The 26,666-nt window shown below is 63.1% G+C and carries 24 protein-coding genes; 17 read left to right on the plus strand and 7 right to left on the minus strand.

What is annotated here, in order from left to right; genetic code table 11:
- Positions 1-39 precede the first annotated feature (39 nt).
- From nuoI to dnaE, 14 genes are all read left to right on the plus strand, one after another.
- Positions 40-531, plus strand: coding sequence for an NADH-quinone oxidoreductase subunit NuoI (gene nuoI, locus DFR48_RS05425; protein WP_112687148.1), 492 nt, complete (start codon positions 40-42; stop codon positions 529-531).
- A 157-nt stretch (positions 532-688) separates the two neighbouring features.
- Positions 689-1,303 (plus strand): NADH-quinone oxidoreductase subunit J, encoded by a 615-nt coding sequence (locus tag DFR48_RS05430; protein WP_114362177.1) that lies wholly within the window; start codon positions 689-691, stop codon positions 1,301-1,303.
- 28 nt (positions 1,304-1,331) lie between these two features.
- Positions 1,332-1,640 (plus strand): NADH-quinone oxidoreductase subunit NuoK, encoded by a 309-nt coding sequence (gene nuoK / locus DFR48_RS05435; protein ID WP_112687152.1) that lies wholly within the window; start codon positions 1,332-1,334, stop codon positions 1,638-1,640.
- A gap of 7 nt (positions 1,641-1,647) precedes the next feature.
- The gene (gene nuoL, locus DFR48_RS05440) at positions 1,648-3,642 is read left to right on the plus strand and encodes an NADH-quinone oxidoreductase subunit L (RefSeq protein WP_170141804.1); all 1,995 of its coding nucleotides are present in this window, start codon (positions 1,648-1,650) and stop codon (positions 3,640-3,642) included.
- Entirely contained in the window at positions 3,642-5,153 is a 1,512-nt protein-coding gene (locus DFR48_RS05445) for an NADH-quinone oxidoreductase subunit M (protein WP_114362179.1), read from the plus strand. The genes nuoL and DFR48_RS05445 overlap by 1 nt, the downstream gene beginning before the upstream one ends.
- An 18-nt stretch (positions 5,154-5,171) precedes the next feature.
- On the plus strand, positions 5,172-6,617 hold the full coding sequence (nuoN, locus tag DFR48_RS05450; protein ID WP_114362324.1) for an NADH-quinone oxidoreductase subunit NuoN: 1,446 nt from the start codon (positions 5,172-5,174) through the stop codon (positions 6,615-6,617).
- Complete coding sequence (locus tag DFR48_RS05455; protein WP_114362180.1) at positions 6,614-7,381, plus strand: biotin--[acetyl-CoA-carboxylase] ligase; 768 nt, start codon at positions 6,614-6,616, stop codon at positions 7,379-7,381. The genes nuoN and DFR48_RS05455 overlap by 4 nt, the downstream gene beginning before the upstream one ends.
- 17 nt (positions 7,382-7,398) lie before the next feature.
- A complete protein-coding gene (locus tag DFR48_RS05460) occupies positions 7,399-9,066 on the plus strand; it encodes a ribonuclease J (RefSeq protein ID WP_114362182.1) in 1,668 nt (555 codons plus the stop codon).
- Between the two features lie 73 nt (positions 9,067-9,139).
- On the plus strand, positions 9,140-9,544 hold the full coding sequence (mce, locus tag DFR48_RS05465; protein WP_114362183.1) for a methylmalonyl-CoA epimerase: 405 nt from the start codon (positions 9,140-9,142) through the stop codon (positions 9,542-9,544).
- Between the two features lie 158 nt (positions 9,545-9,702).
- The gene (locus DFR48_RS05470; RefSeq protein ID WP_114362185.1) at positions 9,703-9,972 is read left to right on the plus strand and encodes a DUF1467 family protein; all 270 of its coding nucleotides are present in this window, start codon (positions 9,703-9,705) and stop codon (positions 9,970-9,972) included.
- A gap of 544 nt (positions 9,973-10,516) precedes the next feature.
- Positions 10,517-11,839, plus strand: a complete 1,323-nt coding sequence (gene proS, locus DFR48_RS05475; protein ID WP_114362187.1) for a proline--tRNA ligase — start codon at positions 10,517-10,519, stop codon at positions 11,837-11,839.
- A gap of 20 nt (positions 11,840-11,859) precedes the next feature.
- Positions 11,860-13,167, plus strand: coding sequence for a lipoprotein-releasing ABC transporter permease subunit (locus DFR48_RS05480; protein ID WP_112687168.1), 1,308 nt, complete (start codon positions 11,860-11,862; stop codon positions 13,165-13,167).
- Positions 13,168-13,181: 14 nt separating this feature from the next.
- Positions 13,182-13,871 carry an ABC transporter ATP-binding protein gene (locus DFR48_RS05485; RefSeq protein WP_114362325.1) on the plus strand — a complete coding sequence of 230 codons (690 nt, stop codon included), beginning with the start codon at positions 13,182-13,184 and terminating at the stop codon, positions 13,869-13,871.
- Between the two features lie 432 nt (positions 13,872-14,303).
- Complete coding sequence (gene dnaE, locus DFR48_RS05490) at positions 14,304-17,792, plus strand: DNA polymerase III subunit alpha (protein ID WP_114362326.1); 3,489 nt, start codon at positions 14,304-14,306, stop codon at positions 17,790-17,792.
- Positions 17,793-17,822: 30 nt separating this feature from the next.
- On the opposite strand, the gene DFR48_RS05495 is transcribed toward dnaE, so the two are convergent.
- Both DFR48_RS05495 and DFR48_RS05505 read right to left on the minus strand, forming a co-directional pair.
- On the minus strand, positions 17,823-19,067 hold the full coding sequence (locus DFR48_RS05495; protein WP_114362188.1) for a L,D-transpeptidase family protein: 1,245 nt from the start codon (positions 19,065-19,067) through the stop codon (positions 17,823-17,825).
- Between the two features lie 277 nt (positions 19,068-19,344).
- Positions 19,345-20,628, minus strand: a complete 1,284-nt coding sequence (locus DFR48_RS05505) for a DNA polymerase IV (RefSeq protein ID WP_114362207.1) — start codon at positions 20,626-20,628, stop codon at positions 19,345-19,347.
- A 72-nt stretch (positions 20,629-20,700) separates the two neighbouring features.
- Here DFR48_RS05505 and DFR48_RS05510 point away from each other — a divergent pair, with 72 nt between their 5' ends.
- Positions 20,701-21,282, plus strand: coding sequence for a GNAT family N-acetyltransferase (locus tag DFR48_RS05510; RefSeq protein WP_114362208.1), 582 nt, complete (start codon positions 20,701-20,703; stop codon positions 21,280-21,282).
- Positions 21,283-21,305: 23 nt separating this feature from the next.
- On the opposite strand, the gene DFR48_RS05515 is transcribed toward DFR48_RS05510, so the two are convergent.
- The gene (locus DFR48_RS05515) at positions 21,306-21,599 is read right to left on the minus strand and encodes a DUF3572 domain-containing protein (RefSeq protein ID WP_112687180.1); all 294 of its coding nucleotides are present in this window, start codon (positions 21,597-21,599) and stop codon (positions 21,306-21,308) included.
- Positions 21,600-21,722: 123 nt separating this feature from the next.
- On the opposite strand from DFR48_RS05515, the gene DFR48_RS05520 reads away from it, so the two are divergent.
- Both DFR48_RS05520 and DFR48_RS05525 read left to right on the plus strand, forming a co-directional pair.
- A complete protein-coding gene (locus tag DFR48_RS05520) occupies positions 21,723-22,094 on the plus strand; it encodes a response regulator (protein ID WP_112687182.1) in 372 nt (123 codons plus the stop codon).
- Between the two features lie 18 nt (positions 22,095-22,112).
- A complete protein-coding gene (locus DFR48_RS05525; RefSeq protein ID WP_114362209.1) occupies positions 22,113-23,486 on the plus strand; it encodes a PleD family two-component system response regulator in 1,374 nt (457 codons plus the stop codon).
- 573 nt (positions 23,487-24,059) lie between these two features.
- On the opposite strand, the gene rpmG is transcribed toward DFR48_RS05525, so the two are convergent.
- The 4 genes from rpmG to DFR48_RS05545 form a co-directional block, all read right to left on the minus strand.
- Positions 24,060-24,227, minus strand: coding sequence for a 50S ribosomal protein L33 (gene rpmG, locus DFR48_RS05530; RefSeq protein ID WP_112687186.1), 168 nt, complete (start codon positions 24,225-24,227; stop codon positions 24,060-24,062).
- A gap of 92 nt (positions 24,228-24,319) precedes the next feature.
- The gene (locus DFR48_RS05535) at positions 24,320-25,504 is read right to left on the minus strand and encodes an MFS transporter (protein ID WP_114362210.1); all 1,185 of its coding nucleotides are present in this window, start codon (positions 25,502-25,504) and stop codon (positions 24,320-24,322) included.
- Between the two features lie 9 nt (positions 25,505-25,513).
- Entirely contained in the window at positions 25,514-26,203 is a 690-nt protein-coding gene (locus DFR48_RS05540) for an NUDIX hydrolase (RefSeq protein WP_114362211.1), read from the minus strand.
- Positions 26,200-26,652 (minus strand): DUF983 domain-containing protein, encoded by a 453-nt coding sequence (locus DFR48_RS05545; RefSeq protein WP_114362212.1) that lies wholly within the window; start codon positions 26,650-26,652, stop codon positions 26,200-26,202. Before DFR48_RS05545 ends, DFR48_RS05540 begins: the two co-directional genes overlap by 4 nt.
- Positions 26,653-26,666: the final 14 nt, after the last annotated feature.

The raw sequence follows: 26,666 nt of genomic DNA on the forward strand, positions 1-26,666 counted from the left end.
TGATGTCCGTTCCGTCCCTCGGCAGATTTGGAGGTTAAGATGGCTGGTCTCTCCCAGGCTATCAATTCCCTGTTCCTGAAGGAGTTCGTCGGCGCCTTCTTCCTGTCGATGCGCTACTTCTTCGCGCCCAAGGCCACGATCAACTATCCCTTCGAGAAGGGGCCGCTGTCGCCGCGCTTCCGTGGCGAGCACGCACTGCGCCGCTATCCGAACGGCGAAGAACGCTGCATCGCCTGCAAGCTCTGCGAGGCGATCTGTCCGGCCCAGGCGATCACCATCGAGGCCGGTCCGCGCCGCAACGACGGCACCCGCCGTACGGTGCGCTACGACATCGACATGGTGAAGTGCATCTATTGCGGCTTCTGTCAGGAAGCATGCCCGGTCGAGGCGATCGTCGAAGGGCCGAATTTCGAGTTCGCCACCGAGACGCGCGAGGAACTTTACTTCGACAAGGCGCGGCTTCTCGACAACGGCGATCGATGGGAACGGGAAATCGCGCGCAACATCGCGCTGGATGCTCCGTACCGCTGATCGGCGGGCGACATCGATCGTGGCGACGCCGGCAAGCAGGCGTCGTCGCGGCACATGAGTTTTGAACAGGGGCGTCCAGCCGGTAGGGGATTACCGGCAGCGTCCCATCGGACGGCGGCGCGGACGCGCGTCCCGGGGAAGATGAAAAGGCAGCAACATGGGTCTTCAGGCTCTTTTTTTCTATCTCTTTGCCTTTGTCGCCGTGGCTTCGGCGTTCATGGTGATCTCGGCACGGAACCCGGTCCACTCGGTTCTGTTCCTCATCCTCACCTTCGTTAACGCCGCCGGCCTGTTCCTTCTGACGGGCGCGGAATTCCTGGCGATGATCCTGCTGGTCGTCTATGTCGGCGCCGTGGCGGTGCTCTTCCTCTTCGTCGTCATGATGCTCGACATCGACTTCACCGAGCTCAGGTCCGGAGCGCTGAAATATGCGCCGATCGCCACGCTCATCGGTGTGGTCGTGGCGGCGGAACTGGTGCTCGTCATCGGCGGCAGCGTCATTTCGCCGGAAGCGATGAACGCAGTCACCATGCCGATCCCGGCGCTTGCCGAACGCCAGAACACCGCAGCCCTCGGCGATGTGCTCTATACGAACTACGTCTACTTCTTCCAGATTGCCGGCCTGGTGCTGCTGGTGGCGATGATCGGCGCGATCGTGCTGACGCTGCGTCACCGCACCAACATCAAGCGGCAGGACATTTCCAGACAGGTTGCCCGCACGCCCGCGACCGCCGTCAAGGTGGTCAAGGTCAAGCCGGGGCAGGGCGTCTGAGGCAGCACGAGGTCAAGGAACAGAAAACATGGAAATCGGTCTTTCCCATTACCTGACGGTCAGTGCCATTCTCTTCACCCTCGGCGTGTTCGGCATTTTCCTGAACCGCAAGAACGTCATCGTCATCCTCATGTCGATCGAGCTCATCCTGCTCGCGGTCAACCTGAACATGGTGGCGTTCTCCGCCTTCCTCAACGACATGGTCGGCCAGGTCTTCGCCCTGTTCATCCTGACCGTCGCTGCGGCAGAAGCGGCGATCGGTCTTGCTATTCTCGTTGTCTTCTACCGCAACCGCGGCTCCATCGCCGTCGAAGACATCAATATGATGAAGGGCTGATAAAGCTATGATTTTGTATAAGGCTATCGTCTTTCTTCCACTGATCGGCGCGCTGATCGCCGGCCTGCTCGGTCGCCAGATCGGCGCCAAGGCCTCCGAATACATCACCAGCGGCCTGATGATCGTCACGGCGGTTCTCTCGTGGGTCGTCTTCGTCAACGTCGGCTTCGGCGAGGGGCACGAGGTCATCAAGGTCTCCGTGCTGCGCTGGATCCAGTCCGGCGGCATCGACGTCGAATGGTCGCTGCGGATCGACACGCTGACCGCCGTCATGCTGGTCGTCGTCAACAGCGTCTCGACGCTGGTCCACGTCTACTCGATCGGCTACATGCACCACGATCCGGACCGGCCGCGCTTCTTCTCCTATCTGTCGCTGTTCACCTTCGCCATGCTGATGCTGGTGACCTCCGACAACCTGCTGCAGATGTTCTTCGGCTGGGAAGGCGTCGGTCTCGCCTCGTACCTGCTCATCGGCTTCTGGTTCAAGAAGCCGTCGGCCTGCGCCGCGGCGATGAAGGCCTTCATCGTCAACCGCGTCGGTGACTTCGGCTTCATCCTCGGCATCGCCGGCATCTTCGTGCTGTTCGGCTCGATCAACTTCGAGACGATCTTCGCCGCCGCGCAGAGCTATCTGCCGGCCGAGGGTGCGGAAGGCGGCGAAGCCGTCATCAATCTCTTCGGCATGAGCCTCGACAAGGCACATGCGATGACCGCCGTCTGTCTGCTGCTCTTCATGGGCGCGATGGGCAAGTCGGCGCAGTTCCTGCTGCACACCTGGCTGCCGGACGCGATGGAAGGCCCGACCCCGGTTTCGGCCCTCATCCATGCCGCCACCATGGTCACCGCCGGCGTCTTCCTCGTCGCCCGCATGTCGCCGCTTTTCGAACTCTCGCCGAACGCTCTGACCTTCGTCACGCTGATCGGTGCGATCACCGCCTTCTTCGCGGCGACCGTCGGCCTCGTGCAGAACGACATCAAGCGCGTCATCGCCTATTCGACCTGCTCGCAGCTCGGCTACATGTTCGTGGCCCTCGGCGTCGGAGCCTATGGCGCGGCGATCTTCCACCTCTTCACGCACGCCTTCTTCAAGGCACTGCTCTTCCTCGGCGCCGGCTCGGTCATCCATGCCGTCGACGGCGAGCAGGACATGCGCTACATGGGCGGCCTCAGGAAGCACATTCCGCTCACCTTCTGGGCGATGACCATCGGCACGCTGGCGCTGACGGGCGTCGGCATCCCGGGAACGATGATCGGTTTCGCCGGCTTCTTCTCGAAGGACGTCATCATCGAGTCGGCCTACGCCTCGCATTCGGCGGTCTCGGGCTTCGCCTTCACGCTGCTCGTCATCGCGGCGCTGTTCACCAGCTTCTATTCCTGGCGCCTTGCCTTCCTCACCTTCTTCGGCAAGCCGCGGGCGTCCGCCGACGTCATGCACCACGTGCATGAATCGCCGATGGTGATGCTGGCGCCGCTCGCCTTGCTCGCGCTCGGTGCGGTCTTTGCCGGCGTTGCCTTCGAGGGCTACTTCTTCGGCCACGAATACGGCGAGTTCTGGAAGGGCGCGCTCTTCACGCTGCCGGAAAACGAGATCCTCGAACAGTTCCACGGCGTCCCGACCTGGGTGAAGTGGAGCCCCTTCGTCGCCATGCTGACCGGCTTCGTGACCGCCTGGTACATGTACATCAAGTCGCCCTCGACCCCGAAGGTCCTGGCCGAGCAGCACCGCGTGCTCTACCAGTTCCTGCTCAACAAGTGGTACTTCGACGAACTCTACGATCTGCTCTTCGTCCGTTCGGCGAAGGCCCTCGGCCGGTTCCTGTGGAAGAAGGGTGACGTCGGTGTCATCGACACCTACGGCCCGAACGGCGTCGCCGCGGCCGTCGTCGACGTGACCCAGAGGGTTGTCCGCCTGCAGTCGGGTTACCTCTATCACTATGCCTTCGCGATGCTGATCGGCGTTGCGGCCCTCATTACCTGGATGATGCTCGGGAGTTCCTTCTGATGACCGATTGGCCCATTCTTTCAACGGTCACCTTCCTGCCGCTGGTCGGCGTGGCACTTCTCCTGCTGACCCGGGAGGATACCGCCCTCGGCCGCCGCAATATCCGCAACGTGGCGCTGCTGACGACGGTCTTCACCTTCGTCGTCTCGCTCTTCATCTGGATCGGCTTCGACAATTCGAACCCCGGCTTCCAGATGGTGGAAAAGCACGCCTGGCTCGGAACCGGCATTTCCTACCATGTCGGCGTCGACGGCATCTCGATGCTGTTCGTCATCCTGACGACGCTGCTCATGCCCTTCTGCATCCTCGCGAGCTGGGTCTCGGTCGAGAAGCGCCTGAAGGACTACATGATCGCATTCCTGCTCCTCGAAACCCTGATGATCGGGGTGTTCGTGGCGCTCGACATCGTGCTGTTCTACGTCTACTTCGAGGCAGGCCTGATCCCGATGTTCATCATCATCGGCGTCTGGGGCGGCAAGGATCGCGTCTACGCGTCCTACAAGTTCTTCCTCTACACGCTCGCCGGCTCGGTGCTGATGCTGATCGCCATCATGGCGATGTACTGGGATGCCGGCACGACCGACATCACGCAGCTGCTCGCCCACAAGTTCCCGGCGCAGATGCAAACCTGGCTGTGGCTCGCCTTCTTCGCCTCCTTCGCGGTGAAGATGCCGATGTGGCCGGTCCACACCTGGCTGCCGGATGCGCACGTGCAGGCCCCGACGGCCGGCTCGATGATCCTGGCGGGCATCCTGCTGAAGCTTGGCGGTTACGGCCTGCTGCGCTTCTCGCTGCCGATGTTCCCGCTGGCGTCGGACTATTTCGCGCCGCTCGTTTACACCATGTCGGTGATCGCGATCATCTACACCTCGCTGGTGGCGATGATGCAGGAGGACATGAAGAAGCTGATCGCCTATTCGTCGATCGCGCACATGGGCTATGTCACCATGGGTACGTTTGCGGCGAACGTGCAGGGCGTGCAGGGCGCGATCTTCCAGATGCTGAGCCACGGCTTCGTATCGGCCGCGCTCTTCTTCTGCGTCGGCGTGATCTACGACCGCCTGCATACCCGCGAGATCGCGGCCTATGGCGGGCTGGTGAACAACATGCCGAAATACGCCGTCGCCTTCATGGTCTTCACCATGGCGAATGTCGGCCTTCCGGGCACGTCGGGCTTCATCGGCGAGTTCCTGACCCTGATCGGCGTCTTCCGCGCCAACACCTGGGTTGCGCTCTTCGCTGCGACCGGCGTCATCCTCTCGGCCGCTTACGCGCTCTGGCTCTATCGCCGGGTCGTGTTCGGCGCGCTCGAGAAGGAAAGCCTGAAGGCCATGCTCGACCTCTCGCTCCGCGAGAAGTTCATTCTCTATCCGCTGATTGCGCTCACCATTTTCTTCGGCGTCTATCCGGCTCCGATCTTCGATGCCACGGCCGCTTCGGTCGAGCTTCTGGTGAACAACTATTCGGCAGCATTGCAGGCGGCGCAGAACGTTGCGCTCACGGTGAATTGACGACAGGACCCTTTGGACATGAACGCTGAAACACTCGTTGCAAGCCTGCATCTCGTCACACCGGAACTGATCCTCGCGGTCGGTGCCCTGGTGCTGCTGATGATTGGCGTATTCTCCGGAGACAAGTCCACGCCGACGGTGACCGGACTTGCCGTGGCGCTGCTGATCGCCTCGGGCCTGTGGATGGTGCTGGTACCCGCGGAAGGTTCTGCCTTCGGCGGCGCCTATCTGGCGGACGGCTATGCCCGCTTCATGAAGGTTCTCGCGCTGATCGGTTCGGTGACGGCGATGATCATGGCGGTCGGCCACGCCCGCTTCGACCATCTCGACCGTTTCGAATTCCCGGTCCTCCTGGTGCTGGCGACGCTCGGCATCATGCTGATGATTTCGGCGAACGATCTCATCTCGCTTTACCTGTCGCTGGAACTGCAGTCGCTGGCGCTCTACGTCGTTGCGGCGATCAACCGTGACAGCTTGCGCTCGACGGAAGCCGGCCTGAAGTATTTCGTCCTCGGCGCACTGTCGTCCGGCATGCTGCTCTACGGCATGTCGCTGGTCTACGGCTTCACCGGCAACACCGGCTTCGACGAGATCGCCAAGGTCCTGATGGCGGGCAAGCCGCAGCTCGGGCTGATCTTCGGCCTCGTCTTCATCCTCGCCGGCCTCGCGTTCAAGATTTCCGCCGTGCCGTTCCACATGTGGACGCCGGACGTCTACGAAGGCGCGCCGACGCCGGTCACCGCCTTCCTCGCCGCCGCCCCGAAGATCGGTGCGATGGCGATCTTCGTCCGTCTGGTCATCGGTGCCTTCCAGCCGGTCTTCGTCGAATGGCAGCAGGTCGTCGTCTTCATCTCGCTCGCCTCGATGCTGCTCGGTTCGTTCGCCGCGATCGGCCAGCGCAACATCAAGCGACTGATGGCCTATTCCTCGATCGGTCACATGGGCTACGCGCTCGTTGGTCTTGCCGCCGGCTCGAAGACGGGTGTGACGGGCGTCATCGTCTACCTGGCGATATATCTCATCACCACGCTCGGCACCTTCGCCTGCATCATGGCGATGCGCGTCAAGGAAGGCGGCAATGTCGAGAACGTCGACGATCTCGCTGGCCTTTCCACCACCAAGCCGTTCATGGCCGTGGTGCTGAGTGCGCTGATGTTCTCGCTCGCCGGCATCCCGCCGCTGGCCGGCTTCTTCGCGAAGTACTTCGTCTTCGTCGCAGCGGTCGAGGCGCAGCTCTATGGTCTCGCCATCATCGGCGTGCTCTCGTCGGTCGTCGGTGCCTACTACTACCTGCGCGTCGTGAAGGTCATGTGGTTCGATGATGCGAAGGTCGAGTTCACCCGCATCGCCGGCGAGCTTCGCCTGGTCTTCGGTCTGTCGGGTCTCTTCGTCGTCGGCTATCTGCTGGTCGGCGGTCCGCTCGACGTCATGGCCGAGGCTGCAGCCAAGACCCTCTTCTATTGAGCGGGAACGGCACGTGCCGTCGGTTGTCGGTCGACGACTTCCGGCACGAGGCGCATCGCGTCCTCGCCTCCACCAACAGTGAATGTCTCGCCCGCGCTCGCGCGGGCGATTCCGGTTTTCTGTGGCTGACCGCCGAAAGCCAGACGGGCGGACGCGGCCGGCGCGGCAGGGCATGGGTCTCCGAGCCGGGAAACCTCTACGCCTCGCTGCTTCTCGTCGATGCGGCACCGATGGAGCATATCTCGTCACTGCCGCTTGCCGTTGCCCTTGCCGTGCACGACGCAATCCGTGCCGTGCTGCCGGCGGATGCGCTGCCGCTCGAGATCAAGTGGCCGAACGACATCCTGATCGGCAGGGCGAAGACCTGCGGCATCCTGCTGGAAGGGGAGGCGCTGCCCGACGGGCGCCATGCGATCGCGATCGGGATCGGCATCAACATTGTCCGGAAACCGGAGGGTACGGCCTATCCCGTCACCTCGCTTTCGGAGCACGGGGTGGCGGTTTCCCCGGAAGAACTCTTCGCGCGATTGTTCTCTTCTATGGCCGAGGTGCTGAACCTCTGGAACGCGGGACGGGGAACGGCGGCGGTCGTCGAACGCTGGCGCCGGCATGCCTGCGGGATCGGCGAAAAAATCACCGTGAACCTGCCGGACCGGTCGATTTCCGGTTACTTTGCAGGAATTGATGATAAAGGCTATCTCCTGCTCGATCGCGGCCCGGAAGGGCAGATGGCGATCGCGGCCGGTGACGTATTCTTTGGTTGAACTGGTACAAGGGAAGAATGGCAAAGCAAGAAGAACTGGTGTTCCTGCCGCTCGGCGGCGTCGGCGAGATCGGCATGAACCTCGCACTATACGGCTATGGAACGCCGTCGAACCGCCAATGGATCATGGTCGACTGCGGGGTCACTTTCCCCGGGCCGGACCTGCCGGGCGTCGACCTCGTGCTTCCCGACATACGCTTCATCGAGGCGCAGAAGCGCAACCTCAAGGCCATCATCATCACCCATGCCCATGAGGACCACTACGGCGGCCTGAACGACGTCTGGCCGGGCCTCAACGTTCCGGTCTATGCCTCTGCCTTCACCGCCGGGATGCTGGAAGCCAAGCGCGACTACGAGGGTAGCCGCGCTGATATTCCGGTAACGCCCTTCAAGGCGGGCGACCGGATCAATGTCGGGCCGTTCAGCATCGAGGCGGTCGGCGTCAACCATTCCATTCCCGAACCGATGTCGCTGGTGATCCGCACGCCGCTCGGCAATGTGATCCACACGGGCGACTGGAAGATCGACCATGCGCCCTCGCTCGGGCCGCTGACCGACGAGACGCGTTTCCGCGAGCTCGGCGACGAGGGCGTGCTGGCGCTGATGTGCGACAGCACGAACGCCATGCGCGACGGCGTATCGCCGTCCGAGCAGCAGGTGTCCGACGGTCTCCGCCAGATCATCGAGACGGCGGAAGGGCGCGTCGCGATCACCACCTTCTCGTCGAATGTCGGGCGCATCCGCTCGATCGCGCAGGCCGCGGAAGCGGCTGGCCGCGAGGTTCTCCTGCTCGGCAGTTCGCTGAAGCGCGTCGTCGCCGTCGCCGCCGATATCGGGCTCATGGAGGGTGTGAAGCCTTTCATCGCCGAAGACGAGTTCGGCTATATTCCGCGCGACAAGGTGGTGGTCATCCTGACCGGCAGCCAGGGCGAACCGCGGGCGGCGCTCGCAAGGATCGCCCGTGACGAAATGCGCAATGTCGCCTTCGCCGCCGGCGATACGATCGTCTTCTCCTCGCGGACCATTCCGGGCAACGAGAAGGCGATCCAGGACATCAAGAACGGCCTGGTCGACCAGGGCCTCCACATCGTCACCGACAGCGAGGCGCTGGTCCATGTCTCCGGCCATCCGCGGCGTAACGAATTGCTGCAGATGTACGAATGGACCCGGCCGCAGATGGTCGTGCCGGTGCATGGCGAGGCAGCGCACCTGACGGCGCAGGCCGAGCTTGCCCTGCAGTCTGGCGTCAAGACAGTTCCGAAAGTGCGCAACGGCGACATGCTTCGCCTGGCACCCGGTCCGGCCGAGGTCGTCGACCAGGCGCCGTTCGGCCGCGTCTACAAGGACGGCAAGCTCGTCGGCGACTTCGAAGAGATGGGGATCGGCGAACGCCGCAAGCTTTCCTATGTCGGCCATGTCTCGGTCAACGTGCTGCTCGACAGCCGTTACGACTTCCTTGGCGATCCGGACGTTGTCGCCTGCGGGCTGCCGCAAGTGGACGAGGAGGGTGAGGACATCGAAGACACCCTCTATGACGCCATCCTCGGCGCGGTGGAAAGCATCCCGCGGGTCCGGCGCAAGGACCTCGATGTCGTGCGCGAGAGCATCCGTCGCGCCGTTCGTGCCGCCGCCAACGAAGCCTGGGGCAAGAAGCCGGTGGTGACCGTTTTCGTGACGAAAGTCTGAGTGACGGGCGAACGGTTCCCGGTATAGGGTCCGCCGCGTCCGCAATCTCTGTTTCGTTCGAAGGGAGTATTCCATGCTTGGACGGGTCAATCACGTCGCCATCGCCGTACCGGATCTCGAGGCCGCGACGGCGTCCTATCGCGACATGCTGGGCGCTACCGTCTCCGCGCCGCAGTCCCTGCCGGAACATGGCGTCACCGTCGTCTTCGTGGAACTGCCGAACACCAAGATCGAGTTGCTCGAGCCGCTCGGCGCCGACTCGCCGATCGCGGCCTTTCTCGCGAAGAACCCCGCCGGCGGCATGCACCACATCTGTTACGAGGTCGATGACATTCTCGCCGCGCGTGACCGGCTGACGGAAAGCGGTGCGCGCGTGCTCGGTGGCGGCGAACCGAAAACCGGCGCTCACGGAAAGCCAGTACTCTTCCTTCATCCGAAGGATTTCAACGGAACGCTGATCGAGCTCGAACAGCTCTGACCTTTCTGCTTTTGTGCCTTCCGGCCGCGCGAAGCGCCCCGGCGATCATTGCCTCGGGGGTTTGTGCCGGCGATCCGTTCGGCCTATAAGGTGCCGACGCGGCGTGCCGCGGCTCGAAAAAATGACGACACCCGGGCGGGTGTCCCGGAGTTCTCGACATGCCCTTTCTCTCGTCCTTTGCCGTCTATTTCATCATCTGGTGGATCACCCTGTTCGCTGTTCTGCCGATCGGGCTGAAGACGCAGGACGAAGAGAAGGATGTGGTGCCCGGCAGCGTCGGGAGTGCGCCGGCCCGGTTCCGCGGTGGCCGTGTCGTCCTTCTGACGACGGTGATCTCCGGCGTCATCTACGCGGGGTGGTTCATCGCCTCGACCTATTTCGGGATCAGTGTCGACAGCCTGCCGCAGATCATGCCGCGTTTCGATTGAGGTGTCTGGCGTCCGAGGGCGAGCTTGACAGCCCTGGAAGCGTGCTTTCGAGCATCTTCGGCTCGTGCTCGTTGTCTGGAAAGCAAAAAAAAACAAGGTCGTATGACCTTGTTTGAAAGTATCGCGTGATCCTTAACCTGTTACGGGGCAGCGAACGGGCGCGCCAAAGATCTGATCCTCCCAAGATTTAACCGCGAGTACGGCAAGAATTTAAGCTCCTTGCCTGTTTTGTGGGCTCACGCTAGCCCAAAGTTTGAACGTTGTCACGTCCAATTTTTGTATTTTTGCTACAGTCCGTGAAAAAATTCGATGATGCCCAAATGTCGCAGGCCGAGCGGGCAAAACAGGCCCGCCGACAGCCTGTGGACGCCGCGCAGACAGGCGATGTGGCGGGTGCAGGTGCCGACGGGCAGGCGCGTCGGATGGCAGGCGGGTTGCGGGTTTTCATCCCATCCGGAAACAGCTATGAACGCAGCCACACCAACCGTTGTCACGGCTGATTCCGCGAAAATGCGCGGGCGCCACTACCTGTCTGGAATTCGTTATGCGTCTGTCACGCTATTTTATGCCCATCCTCAAGGAAAATCCGAAGGAAGCGGAGATCGTCTCGCACCGCCTGATGCTGCGTGCCGGCATGATCCGACAGCAGAGCCAGGGGATCTATTCCTGGCTGCCGCTGGGCAAGCGCGTGCTCGACAAGGTCAACAAGATCATCCGCGAGGAGCAGAACCGCGCCGGCGCCATCGAGATCCTGATGCCGACGCTGCAGTCGGCCGAACTCTGGCAGGAGAGCGGTCGCTATGATGATTACGGCAAGGAGATGTTGCGCATCAAGGACCGGCAGGACCGGCCGATGCTCTACGGCCCGACCAACGAGGAGATGGTCACTGACATCTTCCGCTCCTACGTCAAGTCCTACAAGGACCTGCCGCTGAACCTCTACCATATCCAGTTGAAGTTCCGCGATGAGATCCGTCCGCGCTTCGGCACCATGCGCTCGCGCGAATTCATGATGAAGGACGCCTATTCCTTCGACCTCACCATGGAAGCGGCCGTGCACTCCTACAACAAGATGTTCGCGGCCTATCTGCGCACCTTCGACCGGCTCGGCCTCCGGGCGATCCCGATGCGCGCCGACACCGGCCCGATCGGCGGCAATCACAGCCACGAGTTCATCATTCTCGCCGAGACCGGCGAGTCGGAAGTCTTCTGCCACAAGGATTTCGTCAATTTCGACATTCCGGGCGTAGACACCGACTTCGACGATGTCCGGGGCCTGCAGGCGATCTTCGACAAGTGGACCTCGCTCTACGCCGCGACCTCCGAGATGCATGACGAGGCGGCCTTCGCCGCCGTTCCGGAAGGCGAGCGCCTTTCCGCGCGCGGCATCGAGGTCGGCCATATTTTCTACTTCGGCACCAAGTATTCCGAGCCGATGGGCGCGAAGGTTCAGGGCCCCGACGGCAAGGAGCATACCGTGCACATGGGATCCTACGGCATCGGCCCGACGCGCCTCGTCCCGGCGATCATCGAAGCCTCGCACGACGACACCGGCATCATCTGGCCGGCCTCGGTCGCGCCCTTCGATGCGGTCGTGATCAACATGAAGGCCGGCGACACGGCCTGCGACGCCACCTGTGACGCGATCTATGCTGCGCTTTCGAACGCCGGCACGGACGTGCTGCTCGACGACACCGATGACCGCGCCGGTACCAAGTTCGCCACCGCGGACCTCATCGGCGTTCCCGTCCAGGTCATCGCCGGCCCGCGCTCTGTCGCCAACGGCGAGGTCGAGCTCAAGGACCGCAAGACCGGCGCGCGTGAAACAATGACGGTAGAAGCGGCCATCAACAAGCTGGTCGGCTGATTGCCGGTCGAGGAGGCGAGATGACAAGCGCAGTCGAAGGCCGCGAGGCGGACAAGGTCACCCCGAGCCCGTCGGCGCGGCCGTTCTCCGCCTTCGAGCGCATCGTCGCCTGGCGCTATTTGCGCGCCCGGCGGAAGGAGGCGTTCATTTCGGTGATCGCCGGCTTCTCCTTCGTCGGCATCATGCTCGGCGTCGCGACGCTCATCATCGTCATGGCGGTGATGAACGGCTTCCGCACCGAACTCATCTCGCGAATCCTCGGCATCAACGGCCACATGATCGTGCAGCCGGTCGACGGACCGCTCGACAACTATGCGGAGCTTGCCGACAAGTTCTCCGGCATCGCCGGTGTCACGATGGCGCTGCCGCTCGTCGAGGGGCAGACGCTTGCCTCCGGCCGTGGCGGGGCGGGAACCGGTGCGCTGGTGCGTGGCATCCGCGCCGACGACCTCACCAAGCTCAAGACGGTCTCGAACAACATCCGTGCCGGCGACATGGTCGGCTTTGCGGCGGGGCAGGGCGTCCTTATCGGCTCGCGCATGGCGAACGAACTCGGGCTCACGGCCGGCGATACGATCACGCTCGTCTCGCCGGAAGGCGATGTCACGCCGCTCGGGGTCAATCCGCGGGTAAAATCCTATACCGTCTCCGGCATCTTCGAGATCGGCATGTCGGAATACGACGCCTCGATCATCTACATGCCGCTCGAGGAGGCGCAGCTCTATTTCAATGCCGAGGGCATCGTCCAGTCGATCGAACTTTTCGTCGCCGATCCGGACCTCGTCGACGAGCTGCGGCCGAAGGTCGAGGAAGCGGCCGGGCGACAGATCTTCATCACCGACTGGCGCCAGCGCAACCAGACCTTCTTCTCGGCCCTGCAGGTCGAGCGCAACGTGATGTTCATGATCCTGACGCTGATCGTGCTCGTCGCCGCGCTCAACATCATCTCGGGCCTCATCATGCTGGTGAAGGACAAGGGAAGCGACATCGCGATCCTGCGCACCATGGGTGCGACCGCCGGTTCGATCATGCGCATCTTCTTCATGACCGGCGCGGCGATCGGCGTCACCGGCACCTTCGCCGGGGTGGCCCTCGGTGTCGTCGTCTGCCTCAACATCGAATCGATCCGCGGCTTCTTCTCCTGGGTCAGCGGCACGGTGCTCTTCGATCCTGAACTCTACTTCCTGAGCCAGCTTCCGGCCGATATGAACGTCGGCGAGACGATGTCCGTCGTCATCATGGCGCTGACGCTCTCCTTCCTGGCGACGCTCTTCCCCGCCTGGCGCGCCTCGCGGCTCGACCCCGTACAGGCCCTCCGCTACGAATAAGGATGCCGCTTTCCATGGCCACCGACAAAGTCCTCGCGCTTACCGGGATCGATCGCAATTACGGGCAGGGCGAGACGCTGCTGAGCATCCTGAAGGGTGCCGAATTCAGCCTCGAGAGCGGCGAGACGGTGGCGCTTGTCGCCCCGTCGGGAACGGGCAAGTCGACGCTTCTGCACGTCGCTGGCCTGCTCGAGCATCCCGACGCCGGCGAAGTCGTGATCGGCGGGGAAGCCTGTTCGGGGCTCTCCGAGGACCGCCGTACCGCCGTGCGGCGGCGCTCGATCGGCTTCGTCTACCAGTTCCATCACCTGCTGCCGGAATTCTCCGCGCTCGAGAACATCATGATGCCGCAGCTCATCGCCGGGCTTTCCATGGCCGAGGCCAAGGAGCGGGCCACGCAGCTTCTCGACTACATGCGGATCGGCCACCGTGCCGACCATCGGCCGGCGGAGCTATCGGGCGGCGAACAGCAGCGCGTGGCGATTGCCCGCGCCGTCGCCAACGCGCCGCTCGTGCTGCTCGCCGACGAGCCGACTGGCAATCTCGACCCGGAGACGGCATCCTACGTCTTCTCCGCTTTGCGTGCGCTGGTCCGCCAGTCGGGGCTCGCCGCGCTGATTGCCACCCATAATCACGAACTGGCCCAGCGCATGGACCGCTGCGTGACGATCGTCGACGGCAAAATCGTCGATTACGCGGTCTGAGACGCTTCCGGACGGCCGCGGCGACGACAGCCGCGGTGCCGGCGCAAACTGCCGCCAACGTTCCCGCTCCTTTGTCTTCGCCCGGCGAGAGCCCCTGCAGGGGCGCGCCGTAGTCGCGTTGCCCCTATGTTCGCGCGCATTCGCGTCGTTGATCGAACCATATGACCCTTTTTGGGTTGACAAAGGAACAAAGAGGGAACAAAATAAAAACATAACGAGTAAGGAGTGAGCCATGACTGATGTTTTCCGTGATGTCGCCGCATTCGCCTCGATCCTCATGTTCGTCACCGGCTTGTCGGTGATCGTCTCGGCGATTTGAGGTTCCTGCGCCTATCCTGTAGAGAGTGACCCGTATCCGGCCGACAAGGCTGGACTTCCCTGTCGGGGCGACCGAAAATCGCGCCGATTCATCGGATGCGGGCAATGACGGATATGGGCGAAGCAGTTGACGAGGGCGGGCGCGAGGCAAGTTCGCCGGGTTTTGTGCATTTGCGCCTGCATTCGGCCTATTCGCTTCTCGAAGGCGCATTGCCGCTGAAGAAGATCCTCCGGAAGGCTGCCGCCGACGGCCAGCCGGCGATCGCGATCACGGACACCAACAATCTCTTCGTCGCGCTCGAATTCTCGCAGTATGCCGTCGGCGACGGGCTGCAGCCGATCATCGGCTGTCAGGTGTCGATCGACATGGAGGATGCAAGGGACGACAAGCGGTCGTCTCATGCTCCCGCCAGATATCCGGCGATCGTGCTGCTCGCGGCGAACGCGGCCGGTTACGAGCGGCTCGTCGACCTCGTCAGCCGGGCCTATCTGGAAGGCGAGGGGCACCAGGCGGTGCATGTCGCTGCGTCATGGCTGGAGGAACGCGGGACGGAGGGGCTGATTGCCCTGACCGGAGCTTCGGGCGGACCAGTGGACGTCGCGCTTTTGGAAGGACACAGCGCGCAGGCGGAAACGAGGCTTTTGACGCTGAAGCGGCTTTTCGGCGACAGGCTCTATGTCGAACTGCAGCGCCACGGCGACTACGATCGTCGGCACGAGATCAGGATGGTTCAGCTCGCCTACCGCCATGGCCTGCCGCTGGTTGCGACCAACGAAGCCTTCTTCCTGACGCGGGAGGATTACGACGCGCATGACGCCCTGATGGCGGTCGCCCACAATGCGATCGTCTCCGACGACAACCGCTTCCGCCTGACACCTGACCACTATCTGAAGAGCCGGGCCGAGATGCAGGCGCTCTTCGACGATCTGCCGGAGGCGATCGAGAACACCGTCGAGATCGCCATGCGCTGCTCCTTCGTGCTCGGCACGCGCAAGCCGATCCTGCCGCGCTTTGCCGGCGTCGGTGCCGATCCGGAGGAGGCGGAGAAGGCCGAGGCGGAGGAACTGAGGCGGCAGGCGGTCGAGGGCCTCGACCGGCGGATCGCAGCGCTCGGAATGGCGCCGGGCTATGAGGAGAAGGATTACCGCGAGCGGCTGCAATTCGAGCTCTCGATCATCGAGCGCATGAAGTTCCCCGGTTACTTCCTGATCGTTTCCGACTTCATCAAGTGGGCCAAGCAGCATGACATTCCGGTCGGCCCGGGCCGTGGTTCAGGTGCGGGCTCGCTGGTCGCCTATGCCCTCACCATCACCGACGTCGACCCGCTGCGCTTCTCGCTGCTCTTCGAACGCTTCCTCAATCCGGAGCGCGTGTCGATGCCGGACTTCGACATCGACTTCTGCCAGGACCGGCGCGAAGAGGTGATCCGCTACGTCCAGAAAAAGTACGGCCGCGAACAGGTGGCGCAGATCATCACCTTCGGTTCGCTGCAGGCGCGCGCGGCGTTGCGCGACGTCGGCCGCGTTCTGGAGATGCCCTACGGACAGGTCGACAAGATCTGCAAGCTGGTTCCGAACAATCCGGCGAACCCGACGCCGCTCTCCAAGGCGATCGAGGAGGAGCCGAAGCTGCGCGAGGAGGCGGAAGCCGAGCCGGTCGTCGCGCGCCTTCTCGACATCGCCCAGAAGATCGAGGGCCTCTACCGTCACGCCTCGACCCACGCCGCCGGTATCGTGATCGGCGACCGGCCGCTGTCGAAGCTGGTGCCGATGTATCGTGATCCCCGCTCCGACATGCCGGTCACGCAGTTCAACATGAAGTGGGTCGAGCAGGCGGGCCTCGTCAAGTTCGACTTCCTCGGCCTGAAGACGCTGACGGTTCTGAAGACGGCGGTCGATTTCGTCGCCCGCCAGCGCGGCGTCACCGTTGATCTCGCATCGATTCCGCTCGACGACAAGGAAACCTACGCGATGCTCTCGCGCGGCGAGACGGTCGGCGTGTTCCAGGTTGAAAGTGCCGGCATGCGCAAGGCGCTGATCGGCATGCGGCCGGACTGCATCGAGGACATCATCGCGCTGGTGGCGCTCTACCGCCCAGGCCCGATGGAGAACATCCCGGTCTACAATGCCCGCAAGCACGGCGAGGAAGAGATCGAGTCGATCCATCCGAAGATCGACTATCTCCTGAAGGAAACGCAGGGCGTCATCGTCTACCAGGAGCAGGTGATGCAGATCGCCCAGGTCCTGTCGGGCTATTCGCTCGGCGAAGCCGACCTCCTGCGCCGTGCCATGGGCAAGAAGATCAAGGAGGAGATGGACAAGCAGCGCGCCCGCTTCGTCGACGGCGCGGTGAAGAACGGCGTGTCCAAGAACCAGGCGGACGTGATCTTCGACCTGCTCGCCAAGTTCGCGAACTACGGCTTCAACAAGTCGCACGCCGCCGCATACGCGATCGTCTCCTATCAGACGGCCTACATGAAGGCGCATTACCCGGTCGAGTTCCTCGCCGCGACCATGACCTACGATATGGCCAACAGCGAGAAGCTCAACGACTTCCGCCAGGATGCGGGGCGCCTCGGCATCAAGGTCGTCCCACCGTCGGTCCAGACCTCGTTCCGTCATTTCCAGACCGGCGACCGCTGCATCTACTATGCACTCGCCGCCATCAAGGGCGTAGGCGAGTCGGCCGTCGACCACATCGTCGAGGTCCGCGGCGACAAACCCTTCGAGAGCCTCGAAGACTTCTGCCTGCGGATCGATCCGAAGCAGATCAATCGCCGCGTCTTCGAAAGCCTGATCTGCGCCGGTGCCTTCGACTGCTTCGGTCACGACCGGGCGGAACTGATCGGCGGGCTCGACCGCATTCTCGGCTATGCGCAGCGCGCGCAGGAGAATGCCGTCAGCGGCCAGTCCGACATGTTCGGCGCCGGTGGCGCGACAGGACCGGAGAAGATCGTCTTCCCGGCCTACACCCCCTGGCTCGCCTCGGAGAAGCTGCACCGCGAATTCCAGGTGCTGGGCTTCTACCTCTCCGCCCATCCGCTCGACACCTACCGGTCGCTCCTCGAGAAGATGCGCGTCCAGACCTTTGCCGATTTCTCCGCTTCGGTGAAACAGGGGGCGACCGCCGGACGCCTCGCCGGCACGGTGACGGGGCGCCAGGAACGCAAGACCCGCACAGGCAACAAGATGGGCATCGTCACGTTTTCGGATTCCTCCGGCCAGTTCGAGGCCGTCCTGTTTTCCGAAGGCCTGAACCAGTACCGCGACCTCCTGGAATCCGGCAAATCGGTGGTCATCACGGTCGCCGCGGAAGAGCGGCCCGAGGGTATCGGGCTCAGGATCCAGACGGCGCAGTCGCTCGAAGAAAAGTCGCTGCAGATGCAGAAGGCGCTACGCGTCTATGTCCGCGATTCCGGTCCGCTGAAGGCGGTCGCCGCCCATCTCAACACGAAAGGCGACGGTCTCGTCTCCTTCGTCGTCATCAAGGAAGACGGCCAGCGCGAGATCGAGGTCGAGCTTTCGGAAAGATATCGCATCTCGCCCGAGATCGCGGCAGCGCTGCGCTCGGCGCCCGGCATCGTCGACGTCGAGCTGGTGTAGCCGCCGCTGTTTGGCGACAGCGTGACTGGGTCAGCCGCGCGGTACCTCGCGCGTCACGGTGATGAAGTCGGTTCCGTCGCCGGTCTCCGGCCCAACGCCTGCGTCGGAAATGGTGATCGAGCTGCCTTCGCCGAGCATCGGCTCGATCTTGCGGCGCACCGCGTCGGGGATCGAGATGCGGTCGAGCGTCTCCGCAAGCGTCGGCGTGAGCTCAGCGGCCACGGGGGCTTCGATGCCGAGGCGCTTCATCGTCTGACTGGAGAGATGGTTCTCGAGCGTGACACCACGCCATTCGGCGCTGCCGGCGAGCATGTCGACATGCGTCGCCTCGATGAAATGGGTGCCGAGCGGCTTCTGCGGATCGGCGATCGAGACCGCAGCCTCGAAGACCGGTTTGAATTTCTGCCGCACCATGATCTGGCCGAGCGGCGGTGCACCCTTTCCGGCGCTTGCATAGATCCGAGTCAGGAATTCGGGCGACAGGATTTCGCCCCTGGTTTCCAGTCCCTTCCACCGCTTGTAGCCGTCAATGGCCGAGATCGTCTGTCGGCCGAGATAGCCGTCGACGGGACCGGCGTCGAAACCGAGCTCGGTGAGCATCGCCTGCACGTCCATCAAGGTCTCGCGCTGGCCGCGCCGGGTGATGAGGATGCGCACCGGCGGAATGTCGGCGAAGACGTCGGCTGACTGCACCGGGCTCGTCGCCTCCTTTTCGACCATGGCGACCTGCACAGGCCTCCGTCCCGCCTCTATGGTGGATGGCCGCAGTTCGGCGTCGGAAAGCAGCTGTCCTTCATCGATCGCCCTGCGCGGCTGAAAGAGCGTTGCGTGCCGGACAGGCGCCGGGGTGACCGGTTCGTCGGTGATGATCACGTGGGCGCCGCGCTCGGTCATCTGGTAGAGCGCTTTGGCGAAGGCGCGCGGCAGGCGGACGCAGCCGTGCGAGGCCGGATAGTTCGGCACACTGTTCGATTCGTGGAGCGCGACTCCGGACCAGGTGAGTCGCTGCATCCACGGCATCGGAGCGCTCGAGTATAGGTTGGACTCGTGGTAGCGCTGCTTCTCCAGGATCGAGAAGATGCCGGATGGCGTCGAGTGTCCGGGTTTGCCGGTCGAGACATGGGAGGTGGCGACCACCTGGTCGCCGTCATAGACCGTCAGGCTCTGTTCGGCCTTGGACACATAGATCTGCAGCGAGCCGCCGTCCCCGGCGAGACTCTGGGAGGCAAGCGTTGTCGCGGAAAGCAGACACGCGACGTGCAGGAACTTCAGCATGCGATTTCGTCCTCAACGCGAAACTGACCGGGCGAGTATTGATGCAGGTCTCTATAATAACGGCCGAAGTTTAAGGAAGGTTTTCTTCCTTGGAAGGTGCCGATCACAAGTTTGTGTGGCTCCGGTCGTCGCATGACACGATGTCCGGGGCGAATGCCGGTCGTTATCGCCCGACCGACGGAACCGCACTTCCGCAGCCGCAGAAGCCGGTGCTGCAGCGGCCCGCGCGGCGTTCGGGAACGTTCGGCATTCCCCGGCACCTGCGCGCCTGGGTATCCTACTTTCGCCGCCCGAAGGTGTAGCCGGTCTCGACCGTCGACTTGCCGAACTTGTCGCGCAGCGTGTCCATTGCAGCCTCGGCGGCAGCACGTCGGCCGGCCTGCTCGTCGACGAGGTCCGGCGGGTCGGCGACAGAGGCTTCCTTGAGGTCGGTGACGCCGATGCCGATCAGCCGGAAGCGCGTGCCGTCCGTCTCCTTTTCGAGCAGCGTCAGGCCGGTGCGGAAGATGCGGTCGGCGAGCTGGGTCGGATCCTCCAGGCGCCGGTTGCGCGTGCGGCCCTTGAAGTCCGCCGTCTTGAGTTTCAGGACGACGGTTTGCCCCGATATTCCGTGCTTCTTCAGCCGCCAGGCGACCTTTTCCGAGAGTGCCCGCAGGTGGATGACGAGATCGTCGTGGCGGCTGATGTCCTCGAAGAATGTGGTTTCGGCGGAGACGCTCTTCGCCGCCTCGTTCGGGTGGACATCGCGATCGTCGATACCGCGGGAAAGCCTGTAGAGCCGCTGGCCGATCGAGCCGTAGCGGCGCATGAGATCGGTTTCCTCCATGGTCTGCAACTGCCCGACGGTGCGGATGCCGTCGCTTTCGAGCGTCGCCGCGAAGGCCTTGCCGACGCCCCAGATCGTCGTCACCGGGCGCGGGGCGAGGAAATCCAGCGCCTCCGCCTGGCCGATCACGGAAAAGCCGCGCGGCTTCTGCAGGTCGGAGGCGACCTTCGCCAGAAACTTGCAGTAGGAGAGGCCGACGGAGACGGTTATGCCGACCTCCTGCTCGACACGATGGGCAAAACGGGCAAGCACGCGTGCCGGCGGATCGTGGTGGAGCCGCTCGGTGCCGGAAAGCTCGAGAAAGGCCTCGTCGATCGAGAGGGGTTGAACGAGCGGGGTCAGTTCCTCCATCATCGCCCGCACCTCGCGTCCGACGCGGGCGTATTTCTCCATGTCCGGCTTGATGACGACGGCCTGCGGGCAGGCCTCCAGCGCCTTGAACATCGGCATCGCGGAACGCACACCATGGATGCGCGCGATATAGCAGGCGGTCGAAACCACGCCGCGCTTGCCGCCGCCGATGATCACCGGCTTGTCGGCGAGTTCCGGATTGTCCCGCTTCTCAATGGAGGCATAGAAGGCGTCGCAATCGATGTGGGCGAGCGTGAGCCTGTAGAGTTCCGGATGATAGACGAGCCGGGGGCTGCCGCAGCCGCTGCAGCGACGATTGCCCTGCGGCTGCCCTCTGAAGCAGTCGCGGCAGAAGCCTGGATACGCGGTCGGGTCGGTTGTCATCGCTGGAACAAATGTTGAACATTCGCACGCTTAGCGTTACTCTTCCCCGACTCGGCTGGCAAGGGAAATGCGATGTATGAACGATTCCGTGCCCAACCTCTCACCACCGACCGCTGGGACGACTTCGAGGCCGTCATGGGGCCACGAGGCGCCTGCTACGATTGCTGGTGCACCTATTTTCGCCTGTCGCCTGCCGAGCGGAAGAGCTTCGCCGGCAGCGAGAAGAAGGATTTCATGCACCGGCGCGTGAGCGCAGGGCCGGCGCCGGGCCTCATCGGTTACCTCGGTGATCGGCCTGTCGGCTGGGTGCAGGTGGGGCCGCGCGCCGACGTGCCGAACTGGAATTCGCCGCGCACCGTCTCGCGCCCGCTCGATGAGGCGGACGCGGAAGACCGGACCATATGGGCGGTGAGCTGCTTCTTCATCGTGTCGAAGGAGCGCGGCAAGGGCTTGAGCCATCAGATGCTGGCCGCCGCCGTTGTCCATGCCCGTGCTGCTGCGGCGCGTGTCGTCGACGCCTGTCCGATCGACCGAACGAAACAATCGAAGTCGGTCGGGCTTTATGTCGGATCAAGGCGAATTTTCGAAGCCGCCGGATTTGCGGAGGTGGCATCGCGAAAGGAGGGAAGGCCTCTGATGCGGCTGGTGCTCTGAAGGTCTCAACTTCGGGTGCCGTCTCAATACTCGCCCGAATCAAGTCCGGGGCCGGAATAGTGCCGCCACGCCTTCACGACGGTCTCAGGCGCGATGCCGGAGGCCTCGCAGAACGCAATGAGCGTGGGCTCGTGGCCCATGAGGAAGTCCAGCATACCGGCGAGAAAGCCGGGATCGTCGACCGCCTGGCGAAGCTGATCGGCTCTTGTTCCGGTCAGCGCCAGGAAGCGACCGAGCATTTCCGGTTCGCCCGCCAGCCAGGCGAGGACGGCAATCGCGGTTTCTTCCGGGCCGGGCGGCAGTTCGAGAGGTTTCATGTCGTGTTCCGAGTTACCTTTTTCTCAACCAAATGAACTTAATATGCCATCGAGGGGAAGGTGCAACAGCCAACCGCATTTACCGCGGCGGCTGGGACCGCCGGGACTGAAGGGTCGTATCGTATGCCGAAGAAGGTCATGATCGTCGAAGACAACGAGCTCAACATGAAGCTCTTCCGCGATCTCATCGAGGCTTGCGGCTACGAGACCATCCAGACCCGCAACGGCATGGAAGCGCTTGATCTTGCGCGCCGCTACCGGCCCGATCTCATCCTGATGGATATCCAGTTGCCCGAAGTCTCCGGCCTCGAAGTCACCAAGTGGCTGAAGGACGATCCGGAACTCCATGTCATTCCCGTCATCGCCGTTACTGCTTTCGCCATGAAGGGGGATGAGGAACGCATTCGCCAGGGTGGCTGCGAAGCCTATGTATCAAAACCCATTTCTGTGCCAAAATTTATCGAGACGATCAAAGTCTATCTCGGTGATGCCTGAAACACCGGACAAATTGTCATGACCGCCAGAATTCTTGTCGTCGATGATATTCCCGCCAACGTGAAACTGTTGGAAGCGCGGTTGCTTGCCGAATATTTCGATGTGCTGACCGCCGACAACGGCTATGCCGCACTCGATCTTTGCGAGAAAACCCATGTCGACGTCATCCTGCTCGACGTGATGATGCCGGGCATCGACGGTTTCGAGGTCTGCGAGCGCCTCAAGGCAAATTCACGGACATCGCATATTCCCGTCGTGATGGTGACGGCGCTCGACCAGCCGTCCGATCGCGTCCGCGGCCTGAAGGCGGGTGCCGACGACTTCCTTACGAAGCCGGTCAACGACCTGCAGCTCATTTCGCGCGTGAAGAGCCTCGTGCGCCTCAAGACGCTGACGGACGAACTGCGTATCCGCACCGAGGCGGCGCGCAACATGGGCGTGGAGGACATGCTGCGGACCGGGGACGGCCGGATCGATGAGATCGCCCAGGTCCTGCTCGTCGACGGGCGTGCCAACAGCCAGGAGCGTATCATCAAGGCGCTGAAGCCGGTGGCGGCAGTGACGGCGAGCTCCGATCCGCAGGCCGCCCTGTTCGAGGCGGCGGAGAATGCCTTCGACTTGGTGATCGTGAATGCGAACTTCGATGATTACGACCCGCTGCGCCTCTGCTCGCAACTGCGCTCGCTCGAACGCACGCGCTTCATCCCGATCCTGCTTGTCACCGACAGCGGCGATGAGCCGATGATCATCCGTGCGCTCGATCTTGGCGTGAACGACTATCTGGTACGCCCGATCGACCCGAACGAACTGGTGGCGCGCACGCTTACCCAAATCCGCCGCAAACGCTACAACGACCGGCTCCGCACGAGCGTCAGGGAGAGCATCGAGCTTGCCGTCACCGACGGGCTCACCGGTCTCCACAACCGCCGCTATCTCGACAGCCACCTGAAGGTCCTCTTCAACCGTGCGCAGGCGAGGGGGCGTCCACTCTCGATCTGCATCACCGACATCGACCGGTTCAAGCAGGTGAACGACACCTACGGGCATGATGCTGGAGACGATGTGATCCGCGAATTCGCAACCCGCATCCGTTCGACGGTGCGCGGGGCCGATCTCGCCTGTCGCTATGGCGGTGAGGAATTCGTGGTGGTGATGCCGGATACCGCCGCAGACGCGGCCGCGCTCATCGCTGAACGCCTGCGGGGTATGATCGAGCACCGCCCCTTTGCCCTGAAAGCCGACGGGTCGTTCCTCGACGTGACCGCATCGATGGGGATCGCAACGCTGACCCCGGGCACCGATACGCCGGAGCAGCTCCTGAAGCAGGCGGATCGTGCCCTCTATCAGGCGAAGAGCGCCGGCCGCAACCGGGTGGTCGCTGCCGCCGCCTGATTTCACAGCACCTCGATAAGTGGTCACCGGGCGCCGGAGGCATTGCCTCCGGCCGTATGCATATCCGGGACGACTGCGAAATCTGACCCGCTTCCGCACATGATTGCCGCATCAACCGGGGATCAAGACAATGGAAGTATTCGTCTTTTGTTGTTCTGTGCCGCGCCCGGTATAGTCGAACTCACTGCTATTATTTGCCCCACGTGAATTTGCAGGTTTTAACCATAGTTTCCGACAAAGAAGGAAACGGTTAAGAAAATGTTGCTTTTTTTTTCGAGTTGCGCGAGTTTGACGTCACCGAAGAACAAGGCCTCGGGAGAGGCCGGATATACCCCATGATGCTCAGGTCCGCCGCATCTCCTGGGTCGTGGGGTCGGTCGGTTGGCATGCTACAAACGCGGTTCCTCGTACCGCAGGCATGCTGGCCGACCCCCAATCGAACGAGAAAGCACCGCGATCCGGTTACGGAGCGGTGCTTTTTTGCTGGCGGAAAGGGAACGTCGAGATAACGGAAAACGAAAAAGGCGCGGGGCCGGAGCCGCGCGCCTTCTAAGGTACGGAAGGGATCAAGTCTTACTTGATCTTGGCTTCCTTGAATTCGACGTGCTTCTTGACGATCGGATCGTACTTCGTCTTCGTCATCTTGTCGGTCATCGTGCGGCTGTTCTTCTTGGTAACGTAGAAGAAACCGGTGTCGGCTGTCGACAGCAGCTTGATCTTGATCGTGGTCGCTTTCGCCATGGTCGTCCTGCCTTTAATAACAATCAAGCCGTGGACGACCAGAGCAGCCCACGGCAAATTCTGGCGCGAAACTACAAATCACGCCCGAAAAGTCAAGCCTGTTTCGGTTTAAAAAGCAGTCTCGCCACCGAAACGAGGACATAGAGGCCGAAGAAGCCGGCAATCGCCCATGCGAAACCGTGGTTTCCGGCGAGATCGATGGCGGCGCCGATTCCCTGCGGCCCCGCGACAGTGCCAACGGCATAGCAGAAAACGAAGGCGGCGTTGGCGGCTGCCAGATCCGCGCCGGTGAGTCGCGAGCCGAGATGGCTGAGACCGACCGTGTAGAGACCGGAGACGCAGCCACCCCAGAAGAGCAGCACGAGCGCCATCAGTGCCCAGCTCTGTGACAGCCAGGGCAGCGCCAGCGATCCGCAGAGACCGATGACCGCCATGATCGAGAGCAGGAGCCGGCGGTCCTTCAGCTTGTCGGAGAGCATTCCGAGCGGGATCTGGAACACCATGTTGCCGATCCCCATCACCGTCAGCAGCAGGGCTGCCTGGGCCTCGGTGAAGCCGGTGCGCGTCGCATAGATCGGGAAGAGCGACAGGCCACCCGCTTCCACGGCGCCGAACACGAAGACCGCGACGGTTGCTGTCGGCACCAGGAAGATATAGCGGAAGAAGTGCTGTTCCGGCTTGCTGTCGAGGACCGGGCTCTCGCGGCGGGCGATGAAGATCGGCACGGCGGCGACGAGGATCGCCAGCGCGCCGACGACGAAGGGCAGTACGCCCTCACTGCCGAGCACGGAGAAGAGCAGGGGGCCGCAGGCGAAGCCGACCGAAAGCACCGTCGCATAGATCCCGAGAACGAGACCGCGGCGGGAGGGCGGGGCTGCCGCATTGATCCAGAATTCGGACAGGATGAAAAGCGTGGTCGTTGCGCCATGGAAGACGAGGCGCAGCGGAAACCACATCCAGTAGGCCTCTGCGTAGTAGAAGCCGAGCGCGCTCGCAGCGGAGAGCACCACCGCCCAGAGCATGGTGCGGGCGACGCCGACATCGTGGGCGAGCTTGGTCGTCACCGGTGCCGCAACCATGGCGGCGATGCCCGCCATGGCGGAGTTGAGCCCGATCAGCGTCGAGGAAATGCCCCGTTTCTCCAGGATGATGCTGAGGAGCGGAAGACCGAGGCCGATCGCGATGCCGACCGCCGTGATGGCCGAGATGGCGGCGACCAGCGAGGGCCAGTGAATGTCTTCGCGGTGACCGTTGGCGCCGTTCTTCGGCTTGGACATGGCATTTCCTCAGATGTCGCCGCGGAACGTGTGTCCGCGGCGGCTGTAGTAGAAGGGACCCGGGCTTCCGAATGGCAAGCACGGATCGGCTTTGATCCGGCCGACGACGTCTTCGAGAATGGTCCTGGTGATCAGCGGCATGTTCAGACCCGATGACGCCTCGATGTCAAGCCATGTGAGGTCGTGCAGTTCGGCCGAGTCGCGAACATGCTGCGGGTCGATACCCGCCTCGTCCGTGAAGGTCAGAAAGAACCGTGTGTCGAAACGGCGGACATTGCCGGGGGGCGTGATGGCGCGTGCGACGTAGCGCAGGCTAGCGAGATCGGCGGCGGTATCGCCATCCGACAGCCTCCCTATGTGCAACCCCGTTTCTTCCCGGAGCTCGCGTACGGCCGCGAGCGCGAGCGCACGGCCACGCCGCAGTGCCGCGGGATCGGTACGGCCGGCGGCGAGCCTTGCAAGCACCTGCGGATGGAGATCGTGGGTGTAGGGGAGGGCGTGGTCACCCCGATCCCTCCGTCCCCCCGGAAAGACGTAAAGGTTCGGCATGAAGACGTGGCGCTCGCCACGCCTGCCGAAGAGCACGCGCAGGCGTCCGTCCGTGCGGTCGACCACGATCAGGGTCGCCGCGTCCTTGGGCGTCAGGCGCGGCGCCGGCGAAACGGCGGCAGTCGGGTCGGGAAATGCGGTACGGCTCATTGATCCTTCGGCAGCGGATCGTATTCGGCCGGATCGTCACTCTCGCCACCAAAGCCGTGCATGCGCAGCGCCCATTGCAGGCCGATGACGCCGCCCTTGATCGGCTGGATGGCCAGTAGCGTGGTGATGATGCCGAGAGGCGCCCAGATGGCAAGGTGCACCCAGTCCGAGGCGGGGAAGATGAGATCCGTCATCATGAAGCCACCGAGCAGCACGTGGCCGAGAACGAGGATCGCCAGATAGGGCGGCAAGTCGTCGGCGCGATGATGGAACATCTCCTCCTGGCAGGCGGCGCAGCGGTCGACGGGCTTCAGGAAGGCCCGGAAGAGCTTGCCGCCGCCACAGGCGGGACAGGTGTTCAGCATTCCGCGCATGATCGATTGTCCGACAGGGCGGTTCGCTTCCTGTCCGCCGAGGTGAAGCACCGTATCGGCCGCGTTGTCTTGCATGTCGAGCTTCCTTT

This window comes from Ciceribacter lividus (genome assembly GCF_003337715.1).
Classification (GTDB): Bacteria; Pseudomonadota; Alphaproteobacteria; order Rhizobiales; family Rhizobiaceae; genus Allorhizobium; species Allorhizobium lividum.

Coding starts and splice junctions, on each gene's coding strand:
- nuoI (WP_112687148.1), top strand. CDS start 40: ATGGCTGGTCTCTCCCAGGCTATCAATTCCCTGTTCCTGAAGGAGTTC.
- DFR48_RS05430 (WP_114362177.1), top strand. CDS start 689: ATGGGTCTTCAGGCTCTTTTTTTCTATCTCTTTGCCTTTGTCGCCGTG.
- nuoK (WP_112687152.1), top strand. CDS start 1,332: ATGGAAATCGGTCTTTCCCATTACCTGACGGTCAGTGCCATTCTCTTC.
- nuoL (WP_170141804.1), top strand. CDS start 1,648: ATGATTTTGTATAAGGCTATCGTCTTTCTTCCACTGATCGGCGCGCTG.
- DFR48_RS05445 (WP_114362179.1), top strand. CDS start 3,642: ATGACCGATTGGCCCATTCTTTCAACGGTCACCTTCCTGCCGCTGGTC.
- nuoN (WP_114362324.1), top strand. CDS start 5,172: ATGAACGCTGAAACACTCGTTGCAAGCCTGCATCTCGTCACACCGGAA.
- DFR48_RS05460 (WP_114362182.1), top strand. CDS start 7,399: ATGGCAAAGCAAGAAGAACTGGTGTTCCTGCCGCTCGGCGGCGTCGGC.
- mce (WP_114362183.1), top strand. CDS start 9,140: ATGCTTGGACGGGTCAATCACGTCGCCATCGCCGTACCGGATCTCGAG.
- DFR48_RS05470 (WP_114362185.1), top strand. CDS start 9,703: ATGCCCTTTCTCTCGTCCTTTGCCGTCTATTTCATCATCTGGTGGATC.
- proS (WP_114362187.1), top strand. CDS start 10,517: ATGCGTCTGTCACGCTATTTTATGCCCATCCTCAAGGAAAATCCGAAG.
- DFR48_RS05480 (WP_112687168.1), top strand. CDS start 11,860: ATGACAAGCGCAGTCGAAGGCCGCGAGGCGGACAAGGTCACCCCGAGC.
- DFR48_RS05485 (WP_114362325.1), top strand. CDS start 13,182: ATGGCCACCGACAAAGTCCTCGCGCTTACCGGGATCGATCGCAATTAC.
- dnaE (WP_114362326.1), top strand. CDS start 14,304: ATGGGCGAAGCAGTTGACGAGGGCGGGCGCGAGGCAAGTTCGCCGGGT.
- DFR48_RS05495 (WP_114362188.1), bottom strand. CDS start 19,067: ATGCTGAAGTTCCTGCACGTCGCGTGTCTGCTTTCCGCGACAACGCTT.
- DFR48_RS05505 (WP_114362207.1), bottom strand. CDS start 20,628: ATGACAACCGACCCGACCGCGTATCCAGGCTTCTGCCGCGACTGCTTC.
- DFR48_RS05510 (WP_114362208.1), top strand. CDS start 20,701: ATGTATGAACGATTCCGTGCCCAACCTCTCACCACCGACCGCTGGGAC.
- DFR48_RS05515 (WP_112687180.1), bottom strand. CDS start 21,599: ATGAAACCTCTCGAACTGCCGCCCGGCCCGGAAGAAACCGCGATTGCC.
- DFR48_RS05520 (WP_112687182.1), top strand. CDS start 21,723: ATGCCGAAGAAGGTCATGATCGTCGAAGACAACGAGCTCAACATGAAG.
- DFR48_RS05525 (WP_114362209.1), top strand. CDS start 22,113: ATGACCGCCAGAATTCTTGTCGTCGATGATATTCCCGCCAACGTGAAA.
- rpmG (WP_112687186.1), bottom strand. CDS start 24,227: ATGGCGAAAGCGACCACGATCAAGATCAAGCTGCTGTCGACAGCCGAC.
- DFR48_RS05535 (WP_114362210.1), bottom strand. CDS start 25,504: ATGTCCAAGCCGAAGAACGGCGCCAACGGTCACCGCGAAGACATTCAC.
- DFR48_RS05540 (WP_114362211.1), bottom strand. CDS start 26,203: ATGAGCCGTACCGCATTTCCCGACCCGACTGCCGCCGTTTCGCCGGCG.
- DFR48_RS05545 (WP_114362212.1), bottom strand. CDS start 26,652: ATGCAAGACAACGCGGCCGATACGGTGCTTCACCTCGGCGGACAGGAA.